General features: G+C 44.4%; 20 protein-coding genes. 19 read left to right on the top strand and 1 reads right to left on the bottom strand.

The features are described 5' to 3' along the window. The first annotated feature begins 60 nt into the window (after window positions 1–60). From CHF41_RS04820 to CHF41_RS04880, 13 genes are all read left to right on the top strand, one after another. Window positions 61–747, top strand: a complete 687-nt coding sequence (locus CHF41_RS04820) for a response regulator transcription factor (protein ID WP_119876230.1) — start codon at window positions 61–63, stop codon at window positions 745–747. Then, window positions 740–1,720 (top strand): sensor histidine kinase, encoded by a 981-nt coding sequence (locus CHF41_RS04825; RefSeq protein ID WP_119876231.1) that lies wholly within the window; start codon window positions 740–742, stop codon window positions 1,718–1,720. Before CHF41_RS04820 ends, CHF41_RS04825 begins: the two co-directional genes overlap by 8 nt. A 153-nt stretch (window positions 1,721–1,873) precedes the next feature. Next, on the top strand, window positions 1,874–2,632 hold the full coding sequence (locus tag CHF41_RS04830; RefSeq protein ID WP_119876232.1) for an ABC transporter ATP-binding protein: 759 nt from the start codon (window positions 1,874–1,876) through the stop codon (window positions 2,630–2,632). Between the two features lies 1 nt (window position 2,633). Further along, window positions 2,634–4,646: an FtsX-like permease family protein gene (locus CHF41_RS04835; protein ID WP_119876233.1), complete on the top strand. Its 2,013-nt coding sequence runs from the start codon at window positions 2,634–2,636 to the stop codon at window positions 4,644–4,646. Between the two features lie 190 nt (window positions 4,647–4,836). Then, entirely contained in the window at window positions 4,837–5,073 is a 237-nt protein-coding gene (locus CHF41_RS04840) for a DUF2829 domain-containing protein (RefSeq protein WP_000141913.1), read from the top strand. After that, window positions 5,066–5,764, top strand: coding sequence for a 3-oxoacyl-ACP reductase (locus tag CHF41_RS04845; protein WP_119876234.1), 699 nt, complete (start codon window positions 5,066–5,068; stop codon window positions 5,762–5,764). The genes CHF41_RS04840 and CHF41_RS04845 overlap by 8 nt, the downstream gene beginning before the upstream one ends. A 19-nt stretch (window positions 5,765–5,783) precedes the next feature. Next, window positions 5,784–6,698 (top strand): alpha/beta fold hydrolase, encoded by a 915-nt coding sequence (locus CHF41_RS04850; RefSeq protein ID WP_119876235.1) that lies wholly within the window; start codon window positions 5,784–5,786, stop codon window positions 6,696–6,698. Continuing rightward, window positions 6,695–7,435 (top strand): GNAT family N-acetyltransferase, encoded by a 741-nt coding sequence (locus tag CHF41_RS04855; protein WP_119876236.1) that lies wholly within the window; start codon window positions 6,695–6,697, stop codon window positions 7,433–7,435. Before CHF41_RS04850 ends, CHF41_RS04855 begins: the two co-directional genes overlap by 4 nt. Window positions 7,436–7,444: 9 nt before the next feature. Beyond that, on the top strand, window positions 7,445–7,885 hold the full coding sequence (locus CHF41_RS04860; RefSeq protein ID WP_119876237.1) for an ASCH domain-containing protein: 441 nt from the start codon (window positions 7,445–7,447) through the stop codon (window positions 7,883–7,885). Window positions 7,886–8,020: 135 nt separating this feature from the next. Next, window positions 8,021–9,400, top strand: a complete 1,380-nt coding sequence (glmU, locus tag CHF41_RS04865) for a bifunctional UDP-N-acetylglucosamine diphosphorylase/glucosamine-1-phosphate N-acetyltransferase GlmU (protein WP_119876238.1) — start codon at window positions 8,021–8,023, stop codon at window positions 9,398–9,400. 8 nt (window positions 9,401–9,408) lie between these two features. Then, window positions 9,409–9,951, top strand: coding sequence for an NUDIX hydrolase (locus CHF41_RS04870; RefSeq protein WP_119876239.1), 543 nt, complete (start codon window positions 9,409–9,411; stop codon window positions 9,949–9,951). Window positions 9,952–9,959: 8 nt separating this feature from the next. After that, entirely contained in the window at window positions 9,960–10,289 is a 330-nt protein-coding gene (macP, locus tag CHF41_RS04875) for a cell wall synthase accessory phosphoprotein MacP (RefSeq protein WP_119876240.1), read from the top strand. An 18-nt stretch (window positions 10,290–10,307) separates the two neighbouring features. Further along, window positions 10,308–10,991 (top strand): 5'-methylthioadenosine/adenosylhomocysteine nucleosidase, encoded by a 684-nt coding sequence (locus CHF41_RS04880; RefSeq protein ID WP_119876241.1) that lies wholly within the window; start codon window positions 10,308–10,310, stop codon window positions 10,989–10,991. A gap of 300 nt (window positions 10,992–11,291) precedes the next feature. Here the strand turns inward: CHF41_RS04880 and CHF41_RS04885 are convergent, their stop codons facing one another. After that, a complete protein-coding gene (locus tag CHF41_RS04885; protein WP_119876242.1) occupies window positions 11,292–12,083 on the bottom strand; it encodes a peptidylprolyl isomerase in 792 nt (263 codons plus the stop codon). 135 nt (window positions 12,084–12,218) lie between these two features. Between CHF41_RS04885 and CHF41_RS04890 the strand changes: the two genes are divergently transcribed. The 6 genes from CHF41_RS04890 (at window position 12,219) to gloA2 (ending at window position 17,416) form a co-directional block, all read left to right on the top strand. Next, on the top strand, window positions 12,219–12,554 hold the full coding sequence (locus CHF41_RS04890; RefSeq protein WP_119876243.1) for a DUF2500 domain-containing protein: 336 nt from the start codon (window positions 12,219–12,221) through the stop codon (window positions 12,552–12,554). 42 nt (window positions 12,555–12,596) lie between these two features. After that, window positions 12,597–13,136 carry a hypothetical protein gene (locus CHF41_RS04895; RefSeq protein ID WP_119876244.1) on the top strand — a complete coding sequence of 180 codons (540 nt, stop codon included), beginning with the start codon at window positions 12,597–12,599 and terminating at the stop codon, window positions 13,134–13,136. 72 nt (window positions 13,137–13,208) lie between these two features. Further along, window positions 13,209–13,424 carry a PspC domain-containing protein gene (locus CHF41_RS04900; protein WP_119876245.1) on the top strand — a complete coding sequence of 72 codons (216 nt, stop codon included), beginning with the start codon at window positions 13,209–13,211 and terminating at the stop codon, window positions 13,422–13,424. A gap of 174 nt (window positions 13,425–13,598) precedes the next feature. Further along, on the top strand, window positions 13,599–14,582 hold the full coding sequence (locus tag CHF41_RS04905) for a LysM peptidoglycan-binding domain-containing protein (protein WP_119876246.1): 984 nt from the start codon (window positions 13,599–13,601) through the stop codon (window positions 14,580–14,582). Window positions 14,583–14,675: 93 nt separating this feature from the next. Further along, window positions 14,676–17,030 (top strand): DNA translocase FtsK, encoded by a 2,355-nt coding sequence (locus tag CHF41_RS04910; RefSeq protein ID WP_119876247.1) that lies wholly within the window; start codon window positions 14,676–14,678, stop codon window positions 17,028–17,030. Beyond that, entirely contained in the window at window positions 17,030–17,416 is a 387-nt protein-coding gene (gene gloA2, locus CHF41_RS04915; protein ID WP_119877139.1) for an SMU1112c/YaeR family gloxylase I-like metalloprotein, read from the top strand. The genes CHF41_RS04910 and gloA2 overlap by 1 nt, the downstream gene beginning before the upstream one ends. The last annotated feature ends 123 nt before the right edge of the window (window positions 17,417–17,539 follow it).

A 17,539-nucleotide genomic window follows, 5' to 3' on the forward strand; every position in this document is an offset into this window, starting at 1 on the left:
GGCTCTTTTTAGTGGGAAAATAGCGTATAATGGATAATAGAATAGAAAGGGAGTGGGGAAATGAAGCAGAAGATTTTGATTGTGGAAGATGATGTGGTGATTCGTCAGCTGGTGGCAAAACATCTTCGGAATTGGAATTATGAAGTAGCTGAAAGCGAGGATTTTCAGCGGATTTTGGAGCAGGTGGAAGATTTTCAACCGCATTTGATTTTAATGGATATTGGGCTTCCTTTCTTTAATGGTTACTATTGGTGTCAGGAAATTCGTAAGATGTCCAGTGTACCGATTCTCTTTCTCTCATCGCGGGACCAGCCCATGGATATTGTCATGGCAATCAATCTGGGCGGTGATGATTATGTGAGTAAGCCCTTTGATATGACGGTTCTACTCGCGAAAATCCAAAGTTTGCTGCGTAGAACCTATGATTTCTTGGGAGAGCAGGCGGTGCTGACCTTTGGGGAGATTCGCTTGGACTTAAAAAGCATGCAGGTCAGCTATGAGGGACAGATTGAGGATTTGACCAAAAATGAATTTCAGATTTTACGAGTTTTATTTGAACGTTCCAAGGCTATTGTCAGTCGAGAAGAATTGATGAAGGAACTGTGGAACAGCGATTTGTTTGTCGATGATAATACGCTGACGGTCAATGTCGGGCGTTTGCGCCGCAAATTAGCAGATATGGGCTTGCAGGACTTGATTGCGACCAAAAAAGGAATTGGTTATGGATTGGTGAGGCAGGATGACTAGGAGGAAGATTGGCTTTTTTATCAAGCACTGGTTAACGGGGCGTTTTCTTTTTATGGTGGGGGTGTTGATTTTTCTTGGTTTGATTACCAGTATTAGTTCACTCTTTAATGTGGAGACAGCCTTGACGGTCTACACCAGTCTTTTGCTCATGGTGCTTGGACTGGCGCTTGTAGCTATTGATTTATTTCGGGAATGGCAGCGATATGCCCTAGCAGAAAGTGGTCATGACATTGTGACTGGAACAGCGACAGAGGTGGTCTTACAGGAACGGATCAATCAGCTAGAAGAGGCTTTAAAAGTGCACCTTGATCATGCACGAGAGAGACAGAGTGATGTTCAGGACTACTATACCTTGTGGGCGCATCAAATGAAAATTCCCATTGCAGCTAGTCAGCTTTTAATTGCGGACTTGTCAGCAAGTGAGGAAAAACAGGCCTTGGAGCGGGAACTGTTTAAGATTGAGCAGTATACAGGCTTGGTCTTGAACTATCTGCGCCTGCAATCTTTTCATGAAGACTTGGTGGTAGAGCGTGAATCTCTTGAGACACTCGTCCGTCAGGTAGTCAAGAAATTTTCGATTTTCTTTATCCAACAAAAGATAGAGCTACGTTTGGATAGGCTAGAGCTGGCCCTTGCAACGGACAAGAAATGGTTTTGTCTCCTGCTTGAGCAATTCATCTCAAATGCGATCAAATACACGACTGGTGGTCAGATTTGGATTTACCTAGATGGAGATGAACTAGTTATCCAAGATACGGGGATTGGCATTGCTAAAAGTGACATAAAGCGCATTTTTGATCGAGGTTTTTCAGGCTACAATGGCCGTATTTCGCAACAGTCGTCCGGACTTGGGCTGTACTTGGCCCGGCAGATTAGTCAAAAACTAGGTCTGCGTTTTTCGTTGACCTCTGAGGTCGGGCAAGGAACCCAAGTCCGCATTTTCCTAAAAGAAGAGTCTCTTGTCATTGACTAGCCAATCTTACAAGAATGTAAGATAAATGAGAGCTAAAGCTAAGGTAGAATAGGAAGAAATGGGCTATCATAAGACTAGAAAGAGTTGAACAGGCAAGACAGTATCGGCTACTGATGTCTGAATTTGCGCTTCAAGGAACACAAGGAGGTTTATATGGTATTACTCGACGTTCAACATGTACAGAAAATCTATCAGACACGCTTTTTAGCCAATCAGGTAGAGGCCCTAAAAGATATTCACTTTAGCGTTGAAAAGGGTGAATATGTGGCGATTATGGGAGAATCTGGTTCGGGAAAATCAACCTTACTCAATATTTTAGCCATGCTAGACAAACCCACCCAAGGCAAGGTATTCTTGAATGGGATGGATACCCAGACGATTAAAAACAAGGATGCTTCTGCTTTTCGCAGGGAGAAACTGGGCTTTGTCTTTCAAGATTTTAACCTACTAGATACCTTGTCGGTCAAGGACAATGTCCTCCTTCCCCTAGTTTTATCGCGTGTCTCCCTTTATGAGATGAACAAGCGGCAATCAGAAGTGCTCGATAGCCTAGGAATTGCCAGCTTAAAAGATAAAATGCCTTATGAGATTTCAGGCGGTCAGCAACAGCGGGTCGCGGTCGCGCGTGCGATTATTACACAACCAGAAATTCTACTAGCAGATGAGCCAACTGGGGCGCTTGATTCCAAGTCTTCTGCAACCTTGCTGGATATTTTTGACCAAATAAACGAAATGGGGCAAACTCTTCTGATGGTTACCCATTCCACCACAGCAGCCAGTCGGGCTAAACGTGTCCTCTTTATCAAGGATGGCAAGCTCTATAATCAGATTTTTCGAGGGGATCGCACCTCACATGAGATGTTTCAGTTGATTTCAGATACGCTGACTCTCATGGCGAATCAAGGTGAATAGGATGTGGAAGGTCATCTATACATTAGCAGGCACCAATCTGCTAAAAAACCGAAAATTATACTATCCCTTTGCCCTAGTGACAGTATTATCGGCAGCAATTGCCTATCTATTTATCTCACTTAGCCACAATCCACACTTGGCAGAAGTTTATGGGGCAAAACCGGTTACGCTGACTCTTCAATTGGGGCAGTATGTTGTCTTGTTTACGGTTGCCATGCTACTCCTTTACGCCAACGGATTTGTCATGAAAAATCGCTCGAAAGAACTAGGAGTCTATACGGTTCTTGGCCTAGAAAAAGGTCATCTGCTCCTAATGACCTTACTTGAAACCATTTTCTTTTCAACGGTGACTGTTGGTTTTGGACTGGGGCTGGGTGTCCTATTGGATAAGCTGATTTATGCGATTTTACTCAAGACCATGCACGTTAAGGTGGTGTTGGTTTCCGTTTTCCAATGGGGAAATGCGCTGGCGGTCATCTTGTATTTTCTCCTTATCTTTTTCGGCTTGGCTGTTCTAAATGCTGGAAAATTAAGTCTATCTTCTTCGCTTCAGCTAGTGAAAGGTCAAAAAAGAGGAGAGGCAAAAGGACGGTTTTTGCTACTTCAAACCTTGCTTGGACTGGGAATTTTGGCCTATGCCTACTATCTATCCCTAAGTGTAGAGAGTCCGATTAAGGCCCTGCCTGTCTTTTTCACAGCAGTTGTCCTCGTTATTGTTGCCACCTACATACTTTTTCATGCGGGAATCATCAGCTTTTTGAAATGGCTGCAAAAGCGAGAAAGTTATTACTATCAGCCGGCGAATTTTATTTCTGTATCGAATCTTGTCTTTCGGATGAGGAAAAACGCCATGGGATTAGCGACCATTGCGATATTGTCTACCATGTTTATTATTACAATGATTGGTGGAATCAATATCTACATTGGTGGAAATGATATGATTCAGCAGCTAGAGCCAAATGATTTCACCTACCATTATCAGTTTGAAAAAAATGGGGAAACCACAAGGAATGCTACTGGTGATGAGGAAGCGGTACTGCAAGAATGGACCTCACAGAACCTAGAGCAAAATGGCGTTCCAATCAGCAAGATGGTCACCTATACCTTCTTTGAAGGTATAACGGGAAAGATGGAGAAGAATCACGTCAAGCTCCTTGATAAGAATAGGAAAGGGTTCAGTTTTTACGACATCAATGTCCTTTATGTCTTTGATGAAGCCTCTTATAAAGGAATGACAGGTGAGCGTTTAGACTTATCAAGCGATCAGGTTGCAGTTTATAGCAAGGATGTTGACTTTGATGTGCACCAACCATTAGTGATAGGGGAGCAATCCTTTACGGTTAAAAAGCGCTTGCCCAAGAATTTTACAGCCTATCAAACACCGAACAATATTACTCAAATAGTGCCAGGGCTTATTCTAGTTGTGCATGATTTAGCAGATGTTTCCTTGCTGACAAATAGGAAGACCTATATCGGAGTAGATACTAGCTTGACCGAAGAGGAGCAGAGGCAGCGTTGGGAAAATTGGCAGGCGCTGAATCCGGATCAGCAACCTACCTCTCTCACCCTTTCTGGAATGGGAACAGGTAGTCGCGCAGCCGAACGAGCCAGTACCTTTGCCTTTACAGGTTCCCTCTTCTTTATTGGGATCTTCCTATCTCTGGTTTTCCTCATGGCAACCGTATTGGTGATTTACTACAAGCAGATTTCAGAAGCCTATGAAGATAGAGAACGCTTTGTCATCATGCAAAAAGTAGGGCTGGACGAAGGACAGACCAAGCAAAGTATCCGCAAGCAGATGGCGACTGTCTTCTTTCTCCCCGTTGGCATTGCTTTTCTGCATTTGGCTTTTGCTTATAAGGTTCTGACTCAGATTTTGCTTCAGATTGGAATTGTCAATAGTAGCCTAGTCCTACAAGTTGCCCTATGGAGCTGTCTTGGATATTTCACCCTCTATCTCCTTGTTTATCTCTTAACGGCTCGATCTTACCGATCTATTATCCGTTCCAACTAAATCAGCCTCAAGACGGATGAAAGAGATGAGAAGATAGGATATACTAAAGTCAATCCTAAATATTTTTCATAATCTCCTTAAAACATCAGCCCCAGTGGTTGGTGTTTTTTGTCGATAAGACTTGTGGTATAATGTAGGAGTGAAAAACAGGCAGACAGAAGAACTGTCCGTTATAGAAAAGAGGAAAAACATGACATTTGAAGAAATTTTACCGGGGCTAAAAGCTAAGAAAAAATACGTTCGGACAGGCTGGGGTGGAGCTGAAAACTATGTCCAGCTCTTTGATACGATTGAGCAAAACGGTGTGGCGCTTGAAGTGACGCCTTACTTCTTAATCAATGTATCAGGTGAGGGTGAGGGCTTTTCCATGTGGAGCCCAACACCGTGCGATGTCCTAGCGACAGACTGGGTGGAAGTCCATGACTAAGAAAGTCCTTGTAACAGGTGTCTCCTCAGGCATTGGACGGGCTCAGGCTCAACTGTTTTTGGAAAATGGCTATACCGTCTACGGTGTCGATAAGGAAGAAAATCCTCAGCTGGTTGGAGCCTTTCATTTTTTACAACTAGATCTACGGGGCAGCTTAGCTACCCTCTTTGACTGGTTAGAAGAAGTGGATATTCTCTGCAATACCGCTGGTAAACTAGATGCTTATAAGCCACTGTTAGAGATCTGCGAGGAAGAAATCGAGGATATTCTAGCCGTTAATCTACTTGCGACCATGCGGATTACCCGCTTTTATCTGGCAAAAATGTTGGAGAAAAAGACTGGTATCATTATCAACATGTGCTCAATTGCCAGTTTCCTAGCAGGCGGTGGTGGTGCAGCCTATACGACCAGTAAGCATGCCCTAGCAGGTTTTACCAAGCAGCTGGCGCTCGATTATGCAGACAAGGGCATTCAGATCTTTGGCTTAGCGCCAGGCGCTGTTAAAACAGCCATGACAGCTAGTGACTTTGAAGAGGGCGGTCTAGCAGATTGGGTCGTAGCGGAAACGCCAATCAAGCGCTGGCTAGAGCCTGAAGAAATCGCAGATGTGACCCTCTTTTTAGCAAGCGGAAGAGCAAGTGCCATGCAGGGAGAAATCCTTAAAATTGACGGCGGTTGGAGTTTGAAATAAATCAACTGAGGAAAAACAAATGACAAAAGTGACAAGGTGGCGTTTTGGGCTACGGCAAACCAGTGCGATTCTATGGGCAATCGATGAGCCAAAAGCAGTCGTTCAAATCGTGCACGGCATGATTGAGCATATTGAGCGATACGATGCCTTTGCCCGTTTTCTCAATCAAGCGGGTTATGCAGTGGTCGGTCACGACCATGTGGGGCATGGGAAAACGGCTCGTAAGCAAGAAGACTACGGTGTCTTTCCAGATGACTGGCATACCTTGATTGAGGATGTGAGGAACCTGCAAGATGAGATAAAGACGTACTATTTAGATGTGCCTCTGATTATCATGGGACATTCCATGGGATCATACATTACGCGCCTGTATCTGGCGGAGTATGGTAAAGGGGTCACTGCCGGCATTCTCATGGGAACAGGTCAAGAGCCCCTTGTGAAAACGAGAGCAGGAATCGCTCTAGTCACTATCTTAACAGCTATTCATGGACCTCTTTATCGTAGTAGTCTGGTTGAAGCAATGAGTACAGGCAGTTTTAACAAGCAGTTTGCACCAACGAAGACCAGTGCAGACTGGCTGACACGCGATGAAGAAGAGGTCGAAAAATACTTGATCAATCCGTATCACCAATTCAGACCGACACTCAGTATGTACAAGGCTTTGTTTACCTTTGCCAACTATGCTGCGCAGACGACTTGGATAAATAGGATTCCAAAGGAGTTGCCGCTGCTTGTGATTTCAGGAGAGGCAGATCCTGTGGGCGCGTGTGGTAAAGGGGTCAAGCGTTTCTATGACCAGCTCCTCAAGGCAGGTGTTTCTCAGGTCAGCTTGACCTTGTACCCAGAAGCCCGTCATGAAATTCTCAATGAATGGAACAAGGAAGAAGTCATGCAAGACATTGTCAGCTGGCTAGACGGAGTGGTAGAGATATGAAAGAACACGCAGTAGAACCAATTGCTGCCTTTCAATCTTGGAAGAAAAATATGGTTCGCTATGGACTAGTGTCAGGGTTGGGGAGATTGTTTTCGGATGATAGCAAACGGAGTTTTCTCTATGACTTGGGAAATTTCCTCTTTCTAGCAGGCAGCAGTAATAAAACTCTTTGGACAACTTATCGAGATACGTATGGGTTGAAGCATAAGATTATCATTTCTGAGGAAGCAGATTGGCAGGAGATGTTCCAACAAGAAACCAGCTTGAAGTGTTTTAATCGCTATGCTTTTCAGGCTCAAGCGGATGTTGATGTCGAGCACCTAGCTCAGCTTATACAAGCTCTTTCTCAACAGGCAGAGATACAGGCGATTGATTCAGAGATGTTTCAGCGTTTACAAGATGAGGCTTGGTCTGAGGACTTAAAAGGCGCTTGGCAGACCTTTTCAGATTTTCAAGCTGCAGGTGGGTATGGATTCGTGGTTATATGTCAGGAACGTGTCTGTGCAGGGATTTCTACTGGCTTGGTCTATCAGGGAGCGATTGAAATTGAGATTGCAACAGCTCCTAGTCATCGACGGCAAGGATTTGCCCGTAGTTTAGCGGCGCAGATGATGTTGGAATCGTGTCGGAGAGGGGTATTGCCCTTGTGGGATGCGCATAATGAAGCCTCGAAAAATTTAGCCGAACAACTTGGGTATCGCTTGATGACTGCCTACCCAGCTTATGAAGAAAAGTAGGGAGAAACTATGACGGCAGAAGAAATATGGGCGGCTTACCGCCTTGTCAATCCTCAGATTGGAGAGGAGATAGATGCTTGGCAATTTGGTGTTGAGCCAGACTTGCTCGCAGACTTGGTCTTGAGCGGGGAAAAGACAGCAACAGCATCAGCCTATGAATTATACGAGATAGAAAAGGAACCTCTTCCTCAAGTTGGGGAGTTTGATGTGATTTTAAACAGTCGGAATGAGGCGATTTGTGTGATTGAAACGACCAAGGTGGAACTTTGTCCATTCAATCAAGTGTCAGCAGAACACGCCTTTAAAGAAGGAGAGGGCGATAAATCCCTTGCCTACTGGCGCAAGGTGCATGAAGAAATATTCACCGAATGGTTACTGGAAGCAGGGTTAGAGTTTTCACCAAAGAGTTTGGTTGTGTTGGAAGAGTTTAAAGTCGTTTATCCTCTATAGTTGCTCAATGAGATCCTTTTCTGTATCAGAAAGGGATTTTTTAGGGGTCTGAAGAGCGTAAGGACGGTCATGGCTTTATTGACACTCGAAAATATGCTATAATAGGAGCGACAATACTAGATTGGAACAAGCTATATGACAAATTATGCAATTATTTTAGCAGCAGGTAAGGGAACTCGGATGAAATCTGACCTGCCCAAGGTTTTACACAAGGTGGCAGGGATTTCCATGTTGGAACACGTTTTCCGTAGTGTTTCAGCTATTTCTCCTGAAAAAATCGTAACAGTTGTCGGTCACAAGGCGGAAATGGTCGAAGCGGTATTGGCAGAGCAGACAGAATTCGTTACCCAGGCAGAACAGCTTGGGACTGGTCATGCTGTGATGATGGCAGAACCTGTCCTTCAAGACTGTAGCGGGCAAACCCTTGTCATCGCAGGGGACACTCCCTTGATTACAGGAGAAAGCCTACGCGATTTGGTCGAGTTTCATGTCAATCATAAAAATGTGGCGACCATTTTAACTGCGGAAACCGATAATCCTTTTGGTTACGGCCGTATCGTGCGCAATCAACACGGTGAAGTGACGAAGATTATCGAAGAAAAAGACGCTTCTGATTTTGAAAAGCAAATCAAGGAAATCAATACAGGAACCTATGTCTTTGACAATGCGCGTCTCTTTGAAGCACTGAAAAATATCAATACCAACAATGCTCAAGGAGAATACTATATCACAGATGTTATTAGCATTTTCCGTGAAGCAGGTCAAAAGGTCGGCGCTTATGTGCTCCGTGATTTTGATGAGAGTTTGGGAGTGAACGATCGCGTAGCCCTTGCTAAAGCTGAAGAAGTCATGCGAGAGCGTATCAATAAGGCTCACATGGTTAATGGTGTCAGTTTTACAAACCCGGCAGCGACCTATATTGATATTGATGTAGCGATTGCGCCAGATGTGCGGATTGAGGCGAATGTGACCTTGAAAGGAAAGACCTCCATCGGGGCAGAGAGCCTCTTGACCAACGGTACGTACATTGTCGATTCAGAAATTGGTGCTGGCGTGGTCGTGACTAACTCCATGATTGAGGAATCTCGCATCGCAGAAGGTGTGACAGTTGGACCGTATGCTCATATCCGTCCAGGGTCCAGCCTTGCAAAAGATGTCCACATTGGCAATTTTGTTGAGGTAAAAGGCTCTACAATCGGTGAAAATACCAAGGCTGGTCATTTGACCTATATTGGAAATGCTGAGGTTGGACGTGATGTCAATTTTGGTGCTGGAACGATTACGGTCAACTATGACGGACAGAAAAAATACACGACCAAGATTGGCAACCATGTTTTTGTTGGTTCAAATTCGACCTTGATTGCCCCACTTGAGATTGGCGACAATGCACTGACAGCGGCTGGATCAACCGTTACCAAAAACGTGCCACAAGATGCGGTCGCCATTGGGCGTAGCCGTCAGGAAACCAAGGAAGACTACGCCAAACACTTGCCGCACTATCCAAAGAAGGACTAGGAGCTGTCATGAAATTTGAAGAAAAGACCATCAATCGGAGAGAGATTTTTAAAGGACATATCTTTGACGTTGTCGTGGACGATGTAGCGCTTCCTATGGGGGGAGAAGCCAAGCGGGAATTGATTTTCCACAAGGGAGCAGTCTGCGTATTGGCGGTCACGCCTGAGGATAAGGTAATCTTGGTCAAACAGTACCGCAAGGCGATTGAGGCGACCAGTTATGAAATCCCTGCAGGAAAGCTGGAAGTTGGAGAAAATGCGGATCCAATGGCAGCAGCCCTTCGTGAACTTGAAGAAGAAACAGGCTATACAGGTGATTTGGAACTCTTGTACGATTTTTACTCGGCGATTGGTTTTTGCAATGAGCGCTTGCGCCTCTACGTGGCAAAAAATCTAGTTAAGGTTGAAAATCCCCGTCCTATGGACGATGACGAAGTGATTGAAGTCTATCATGTGAGCCTAGATGAAGCACTTGGGTTGATTGCAAGTGGCGATATTTGTGATGCCAAGACGATTATTGCGATTCAGCAGTTACAATTGATGAGAAGGTAGGACGGACCATGAGGAAGCCCTTATTAACAGATGAATTGTTGGAAGAGCTGGAAGGAAAAAAGAGACCTTCTCGTTCGCAACGCTTCGGTTATTATGATGATGATCCTGAAGAGGAGTTTGACGATGTAGTTGAATTTGATGCAGTAGATGAGTGGGAAGACGAGTATACAGGCTATCGTGAAGGCTATACCCATCGGATTCCTGTCGATGCTTCGATTATCAAAAGTCGCCGTATTGAGACTGTTAAGCGAGAAGAATTTCGCAGCAAAATCAATAAAATCCTCTTTTGGGTAGTGCTTCTGGTCATTCTTTTCCTCATCGCCGTCTTTTTTTGGTAAGGAGTTAAAAGAGCTTAGATGAAATTTGGAATTATTGCAGCCATGCCCGAAGAATTGAAGACTTTGGTCGAACATCTTGAGCATGGGAAAGAGCAGGTTGTCCTAGGACGGACCTACTATACAGGGAGCATAGGCCAACATGAAGTGGTTCTGATCCAATCCGGTGTCGGAAAGGTCATGTCTGCCATGTCTGTTGCCCTGTTAGCTCAGCAGTTTCAGGTGGACGTGATTGTCAATACTGGGTCAGCTGGTGCTATTGCAGACGGGATTGCCATTGGTGATGTGGTCATTGCCCAACAACTTGCCTATCACGATGTGGACTTGACAGCCTTTGGCTATGAATACGGTCAGATGTCTGCTCAGCCCTTGTACTTTGAAGCAGATAAAGACTTGGTTGCGCAGATGCAGCAGATTCTTTCTCGAGAGGAGACAAGAGTACACTTAGGCTTGATTGCAACGGGGGATAGCTTCATTGCAGGTCAAGACAAGATTGCGGCGATTAAAGCGCATTTCCCTAATGTTTTAGCCGTTGAAATGGAAGGAGCAGCTATTGCCCAAGCAGCGCAGAGTGTCGGCCTGCCATTTCTTGTTATCCGTGCCATGAGTGATACCGCTCAAGGAGATGCGAATATCACCTTTGATGAATTCATCATCGAAGCAGGAAAACGCTCAGCTCAGGCCTTGATTCGATTATTGAAATAAATAAGTAGGAGCCGAGCGATTTGCTCAGGCTCTTTTAAGATTCCCTTTCGGTACTCATTATGATAGAGGTAAACAAGGCACCCTCTATCTCAAGACAGAGAGAACTGGTATTTAAGGAACATCCCAGTCTCTGGACGAAGAGAACAATTTCACCAGTAGACCATCTTTTTCCTAGTAAGCGGAGCACTGAAACAGAGCTCTTATAGTCAAAGGCAGGATGGATGGCGCGCTTGAAGCCACACCAAAAAAATGAACAAGATAAGACCCTTCAATATTTGAAGTCTTATCTTGTTCATTTTTTTATTTATTCATATCCTTTAAAATTTCAATGGTTTCAATCGTGATGTCTGTTTTTGGTTTGTCCTTTTCGCCGGTTTCAGTGGCTGCGATTTTATCGACAACATCCATACCCTCGATGACTTGCCCAAAGACGGTATAGCCACCGTCGAGGCTCGGATTTCCGCCGTTTTTATAGGCTTCTTTGATTTTAGCAGGGTACTTGCTGGAATCAAGCTGGCCAGAAGCATCTTTAGTATTTTGGTTGATGAAGAATTGGCTGCCATTGGTATTTGGTCCCGCATTTGCCATAGAAAGTGCACCGCGGATATTGTAGAGAAAGGCAGAAATTTCATTGTTAAAGCCATTTCCCTTATCAATACTCTCGTCCTTACCAGCCCAAATGGATTCACCACCTGTGCCTGTTCCTTTTGGATCACCACCTTGAATCATGAAGCCATTGATAACCCGGTGGAAGATGACGCCATTGTAGTAGCCTTCTTTTGCGTGGGTCAGGAAATTTTCGACAGCAAGAGGTGCTTGCTCTGGAAAGAGTTTCAACTTGATATCGCCTTGACTTGTCTTGATGAGGACAGCAGCTTCATTGTCTGCAATTTCAGTGGATAATTGCGGGAAGCTAGCGTCGGGATTGTTAATGGCGTAGGCCAAATCCTTGGCATACTGGCTAGATGCTGTCGTGTCTGAGCTGGATGCAGGTGTTGAAGTGTTGGTTGACGAAGCCGAAGTTGTTGTGTTATTCGCACAAGCAGTGAGCACTAGGCTAGCAGCTAGGGCAAGTAATAGTCGTTTTTTCATAGGATTCCTTTCCTGTTTATGGATTACTCCTATTGTAGCACGAATTTCTCTCTTTTTCAAAAACCGCATAATGGTATTCGTTTTAAGCAGAATTTGGTATAATAATAGATAGAATTAGGAAAGGCGGATGTAGATATGGAAATGTTTTGGTTGTTTCCTATTTGGTTTTGGATACCCTTTACGATTATTGTGGGCATTATCCTATGGCGACTGGGCAAATTACTTTTTGAAGCCCTGCGAAACAATGCTGTTCCGCAGGAATTTCGTACAGCTAAGTTGATTGGCAAGCGGACCCACATTGGTGGTGGTAACCATGCCTACACTGCCTACTACTTGGCATTTGAATTGGAGAGTGGGGAGCGCAGAGAATTTCGGGTGAGTAGCAAGGCCTATGCCTTGTCTGCTGAAGGTGATAAGGGTGAATTAGCCTTTCAAGGGACACGGTTTCTTGATTTTAAGAGGATTGGCTAGGAAATATAGTAGAAATAGACAGTAAGTGAGGAAAGATACGATATGACAGTAGAAGAGCGGGTAAGAGAACTTTACAAGGACCATGCTCGTATGCCCTATATTGCTCCAGAGCGTGATTTGGCGACATGGCTACTGGATGCGAAGCCTGTTCCCAAGCGGAATATGGAACCTTTAGCAGACGGATTATTGGCAGGGGACATCATCCTTTTGTGGCGGATTCAGTTTGATACCTTTACGACAGAATCTGTCTTCCCTAAGTATTTTGAGTATACCTATGGGATTGATGCGCCCAAACACTTGGAATATTTAGCCGAAAATGGCTATGTCCATCTGGAGTCTGCTTTTGATTCGCTAGATCATCTCAATGCGACCATGAAGAAAAACATTCTCAAACAGAAGGGCATTACAGGTCTCTCCAAAATGAAAGCGGCAGACTTGAATCTTGCTTTAGCAGAATATTTTTCAGAAGAAGAATTAGCCCAAACGTTTAGTGTGCGTGGTTATAAATTGACCGAAAAGGGTGTCGCAGCTCTTGTGGCTAATCCAGAAGTCATTGATCGTCATCCTAAGAAGAAATTTTAGTATGAAGCCTGGCCCTTAGGGGTCAGTTTTATGGTATAATAGCTACAAATAGAAGAAAAGGAGAGGAAAGAGATGCAAAAACGATTGATGCGGGATATGAAAGATGTCAAAATTGCAGGAGTCTGCTCAGGGATTGCCAAGTATTTTGGTATTGATCCAACACTGGTTCGTGTAATCTGGGGGATTTTAGCCGTTGCCTACGGCTTTGGGATTATTCCTTACTTAATTTGCTGGTGGGTGATGCCGATTGATAATGGGCAAGACGATGATCAGGAAATTATTTTTTAAGAAAGAAGTGATGTAACATTTTATGTTACAATAAGATGACAGAAAACACAGATAGATGACAAGTATTTCTGTTTGTAACAGTCAAAATACAGTTTCATGAAAAAGGCTTAAAAAGCCTTTTTTGTTTTCAAAATTGTGGTAAGATGTCTCTATCACAAAGAAAAGGAAGAAATTATGTCTTTAACATTAACGAAAAAAACACTTTTAGTTTCAACCCTAGCTCTCTCGCTTTTTACAGCGACGGCCCAAGCCGATGAATGGATGCCCATTTGGACAGCGCGTTCTGTGGAAGAAATCAAGGCTGATATGATGGCACATGACGATAAACAGACCTATGTTATCAAGTATGGGGATACGCTCAGTGCTATTGCCCAAGCTCTAAACGTTGATATGTCTGTCTTAGCACAGGTCAATCAAATCGCAAATATCAATCTTATCTTCCCAGATACGACCTTAACAGTGACGACTAATTCTCAAGAAGAAGTCACTTCAATTGAAATTCAAGCTCCTCAAAGCGAAGAAACAGAGGAGACAGCCTCAGCAACTGTAGATTTAGATAAGCAGCAAGTAGTTGTTGACGATCAAGTGATTCCAATTGAAGATGATACAGCGCAAACAGAGGCACCTTCAACAGGTGCTACACCATCAGATTCAGGAGATACAAATCCAGCATCAGCTGATCAACCAGCAGCTGAACCAGCACCAGTTGCAGAAGCACCAAGTACGGAAACACCCCAGGCAGTCGCTCCAACGCCAGCTGCTCCAGCAAACAATGCGTCAGACTTTGCAAGCATTGCTGCTGCCAATCCTGCCAATGCAGGGCTTCAACCGCAGACGGCAGCCTTTAAAGAAGAAGTGGCAAGTATCTATGGCATTACCTCCTTTAGTCTCTACCGTCCAGGAGACAGCGGAGACCACGGTAAGGGGCTCGCAGTTGACTTTATGGTAGGAAACAATGCAGGTTTGGGTGATCAGGTAGCAAACTATGCTATTCAGCAAATGGGAAATAAAAATATTTCGTACATTATTTGGAAGCAACGTTTTTATGCACCGTATCCAAACATCTATGGACCAGCCAATACTTGGAACCTCATGCCAGACCGAGGCAGCATCACAGAAAACCACTATGACCATGTTCACGTATCGATGAATCCTTAACGGTATAACAACCCCAATGAGCCTTGCTTGTTGGGGTATTCTTGTGATTTGTAGAACACTAGACCTACTCGTAAAGTATGGTATAATAGAAGCATGGCAAAACAAAAAACGACAAAAAAGGGGCGTGCAACTAGACGTCCGACAAAGGCTGAATTGGCCCAACAAGAAAAAATAAAATCCCTCTTATTCCGCTTTTTGGTGGTTGTTTTTCTCCTTTTTGCAGCAAGCAAGTTAGGAGTATTTGGGGTGACTGCCTATAATCTCTTCCGTCTATTGGTCGGAAGTGCGGCTTATGTGTTCATTGGAGCTCTGCTCATTTATACAATATTTTCGAAAATAATAAGGCAACGTGAAGGGATGATTTCTGGATTCTGGCTTGTGTTTGCGGGAATTTTGCTGGAATATCAAGCCTATTTTGGTTTGAGCTACAAGGGAAAAGACTTGCTCAACCACACCTTCAAACTAGCCTTATCTGACCTTTCAGCCTTTCGGGTGAAAGAATTTTTGGGCGGCGGTCTTATTGGTGGTGGTCTCTACCTACCTGTTTCTTTTTTATTTGCAGCAATTGGTACCTTCTTTATCGGGGTCCTACTCATTCTCTTTGGGCTATTTTTCATGAGTCCTTGGTCTGTCTATGATGTCGCAGACGGGCTTGCTCTTCTACGCGAAAAATCTCAAGAGCGCGCAGCCATTCGTACAGAAAAACGGGCGGAAAAAGCAGCAGAAAAAGAAAGACTCAAGGCCGAGGAAGAAGCAAGACGCTTGGAAGAAGCTACTCAAGAACTTGAAGACGAGCAAGAAGAAGCAATAGCTCTTTCTCAAGTAGAGTATCCGATGGTTGATTTGGAAACGGGAGAAATACTGGACGAGGAAGAGCGTGAAATCCCAATTCTAACAGAAGAGCGTGAACCTTTCTTTGAGGAAGAAGAGTTTCCTGTATTACTGGCTGAAGATGAGGTAGAAGAGCAGGAAGTAGCAGATGATGTGACAGAGGACATCGCCCTTGACTTTAAACCTAAAGCCAAGCTGGCCTATAAGCTACCATCGATTGATCTCTTTGCTCCAATCAAGGTCAAAAGTCAGGCAAATGAGAAGAAAATTGTCCGTCAAAATATCAAGGTCTTGGAAGATACCTTTGCTAGCTTTGGCATTAAGGTGGTGGTTGAGCGGGCTGAAATTGGACCGTCTGTGACCAAGTATGAGGTCAAGCCAGCAGTTGGTGTGCGGGTCAATCGGATTTCCAATCTAGCAGATGACTTGGCCCTTGCCCTTGCAGCCAAAGATGTCCGAATTGAAGCGCCGATTCCAGGAAAATCCTTGGTCGGTATTGAAGTTCCCAATTCGGAAGTAGCCATGGTGCCGTTTAGAGAATTATGGGAACAGGCTAAGACATCGCCAACCAAGCTTCTAGATATTCCTCTTGGTAAGGCAGTGAATGGTTCTGTACGCTCCTTTGACCTAGCCCGTATGCCCCATTTATTGGTAGCAGGCTCAACTGGTTCAGGGAAGTCTGTTGCAGTGAATGGTATCATTGCCTCTATTTTGATGAAGGCTGGGCCAGACCAAGTTAAATTTATGATGATCGACCCTAAAATGGTCGAATTGTCTGTCTATAATGACATTCCGCACCTTCTGATTCCCGTTGTGACCAATCCTCGTAAAGCTGCGCGAGCTCTGCAAAAAGTTGTGGATGAAATGGAAAAACGCTACGAGCTCTTTAGTCATGTGGGGGTGCGTAACCTGGAAGGTTACAATACCAAGGTGGCAGATTTTAACCGTAGTTCAGAAGAAAAACAGATTCCACTGCCCCTCATTGTGGTGATTGTCGATGAGTTGGCGGACCTGATGATGGTAGCCAGTAAGGAAGTGGAAGATGCCATTATTCGCTTGGGACAAAAGGCACGGGCAGCGGGTATTCACATGATTCTTGCGACCCAACGTCCGTCTGTTGATGTTATTTCTGGTTTGATTAAGGCCAACGTGCCGTCTCGGATTGCTTTTGCGGTTTCAAGCGGAACAGATAGTCGAACGATTTTAGATGAAAATGGTGCTGAAAAACTATTGGGACGTGGAGACATGCTCTTTAAACCGATTGATGAAAATCACCCGGTCCGTCTGCAAGGTTCCTTTATCTCTGATGATGATGTTGAAGCAATTGTCAGCTTTATTAAGAATCAAGCCGAGGCAGAATATGATGAATCCTTTGATCCTGGCGAAGTAACAGAGGGCGACGTTGAAAGTGGAGCAGGCGATAGCGGTGGAGATCCGCTCTTTGAGCAAGCCAGATCCCTTGTCGTTGAAACGCAAAAAGCCAGCGCATCGATGATTCAGCGCCGTTTATCTGTTGGTTTTAACCGAGCAACTCGTTTAATGGAAGAATTGGAAGCAGCAGGTGTCATTGGTCCTGCTGAAGGGACAAAACCAAGAAAGGTATTGGAAAGTCAATGATGAAGTTGGATACCGTACATCACATTGCTATTATTGGCAGTGATTATCAGAAAACCAAGGAATTTTATATCGACAAACTCGGATTTGAGCAGTTGGATGAGCATGTTCGTCCAGAAAAGCGGGATATCCTCTTTAACGTCCGCAAAGGAAATCTGGTTCTGGAAATTTTTATCAAGCCAGATGCGCCCCGAAGACCTGCCATGCCGCAACCAGAACATACAGGCTTACGCCACCTCGCCTTCAAAGTCGCAGACGTAGAAAGCTGTTTAAAAGAATTTGACCTACTAAACATCCCCCACGAACCCTTGCGCTATGACGACTATGGCGGACGCAAAATGGCCTTCTTCTTTGATCCTGACGGACTACCATTGGAAATACATGAATGAAAAAACAGCCCAGTAGGCTGTTTCAGAACGTAGACAAACCCTATTAGAGATAGAAAAAAATTTTATCTTTGGGGTTGATTACCATATAACAGAAACTCTTAGAAATGCTGATATTGAACGACT

This window comes from Streptococcus respiraculi (assembly GCF_003595525.1).
In the GTDB taxonomy this organism is placed as follows: Bacteria; Bacillota; Bacilli; order Lactobacillales; family Streptococcaceae; genus Streptococcus; species Streptococcus respiraculi.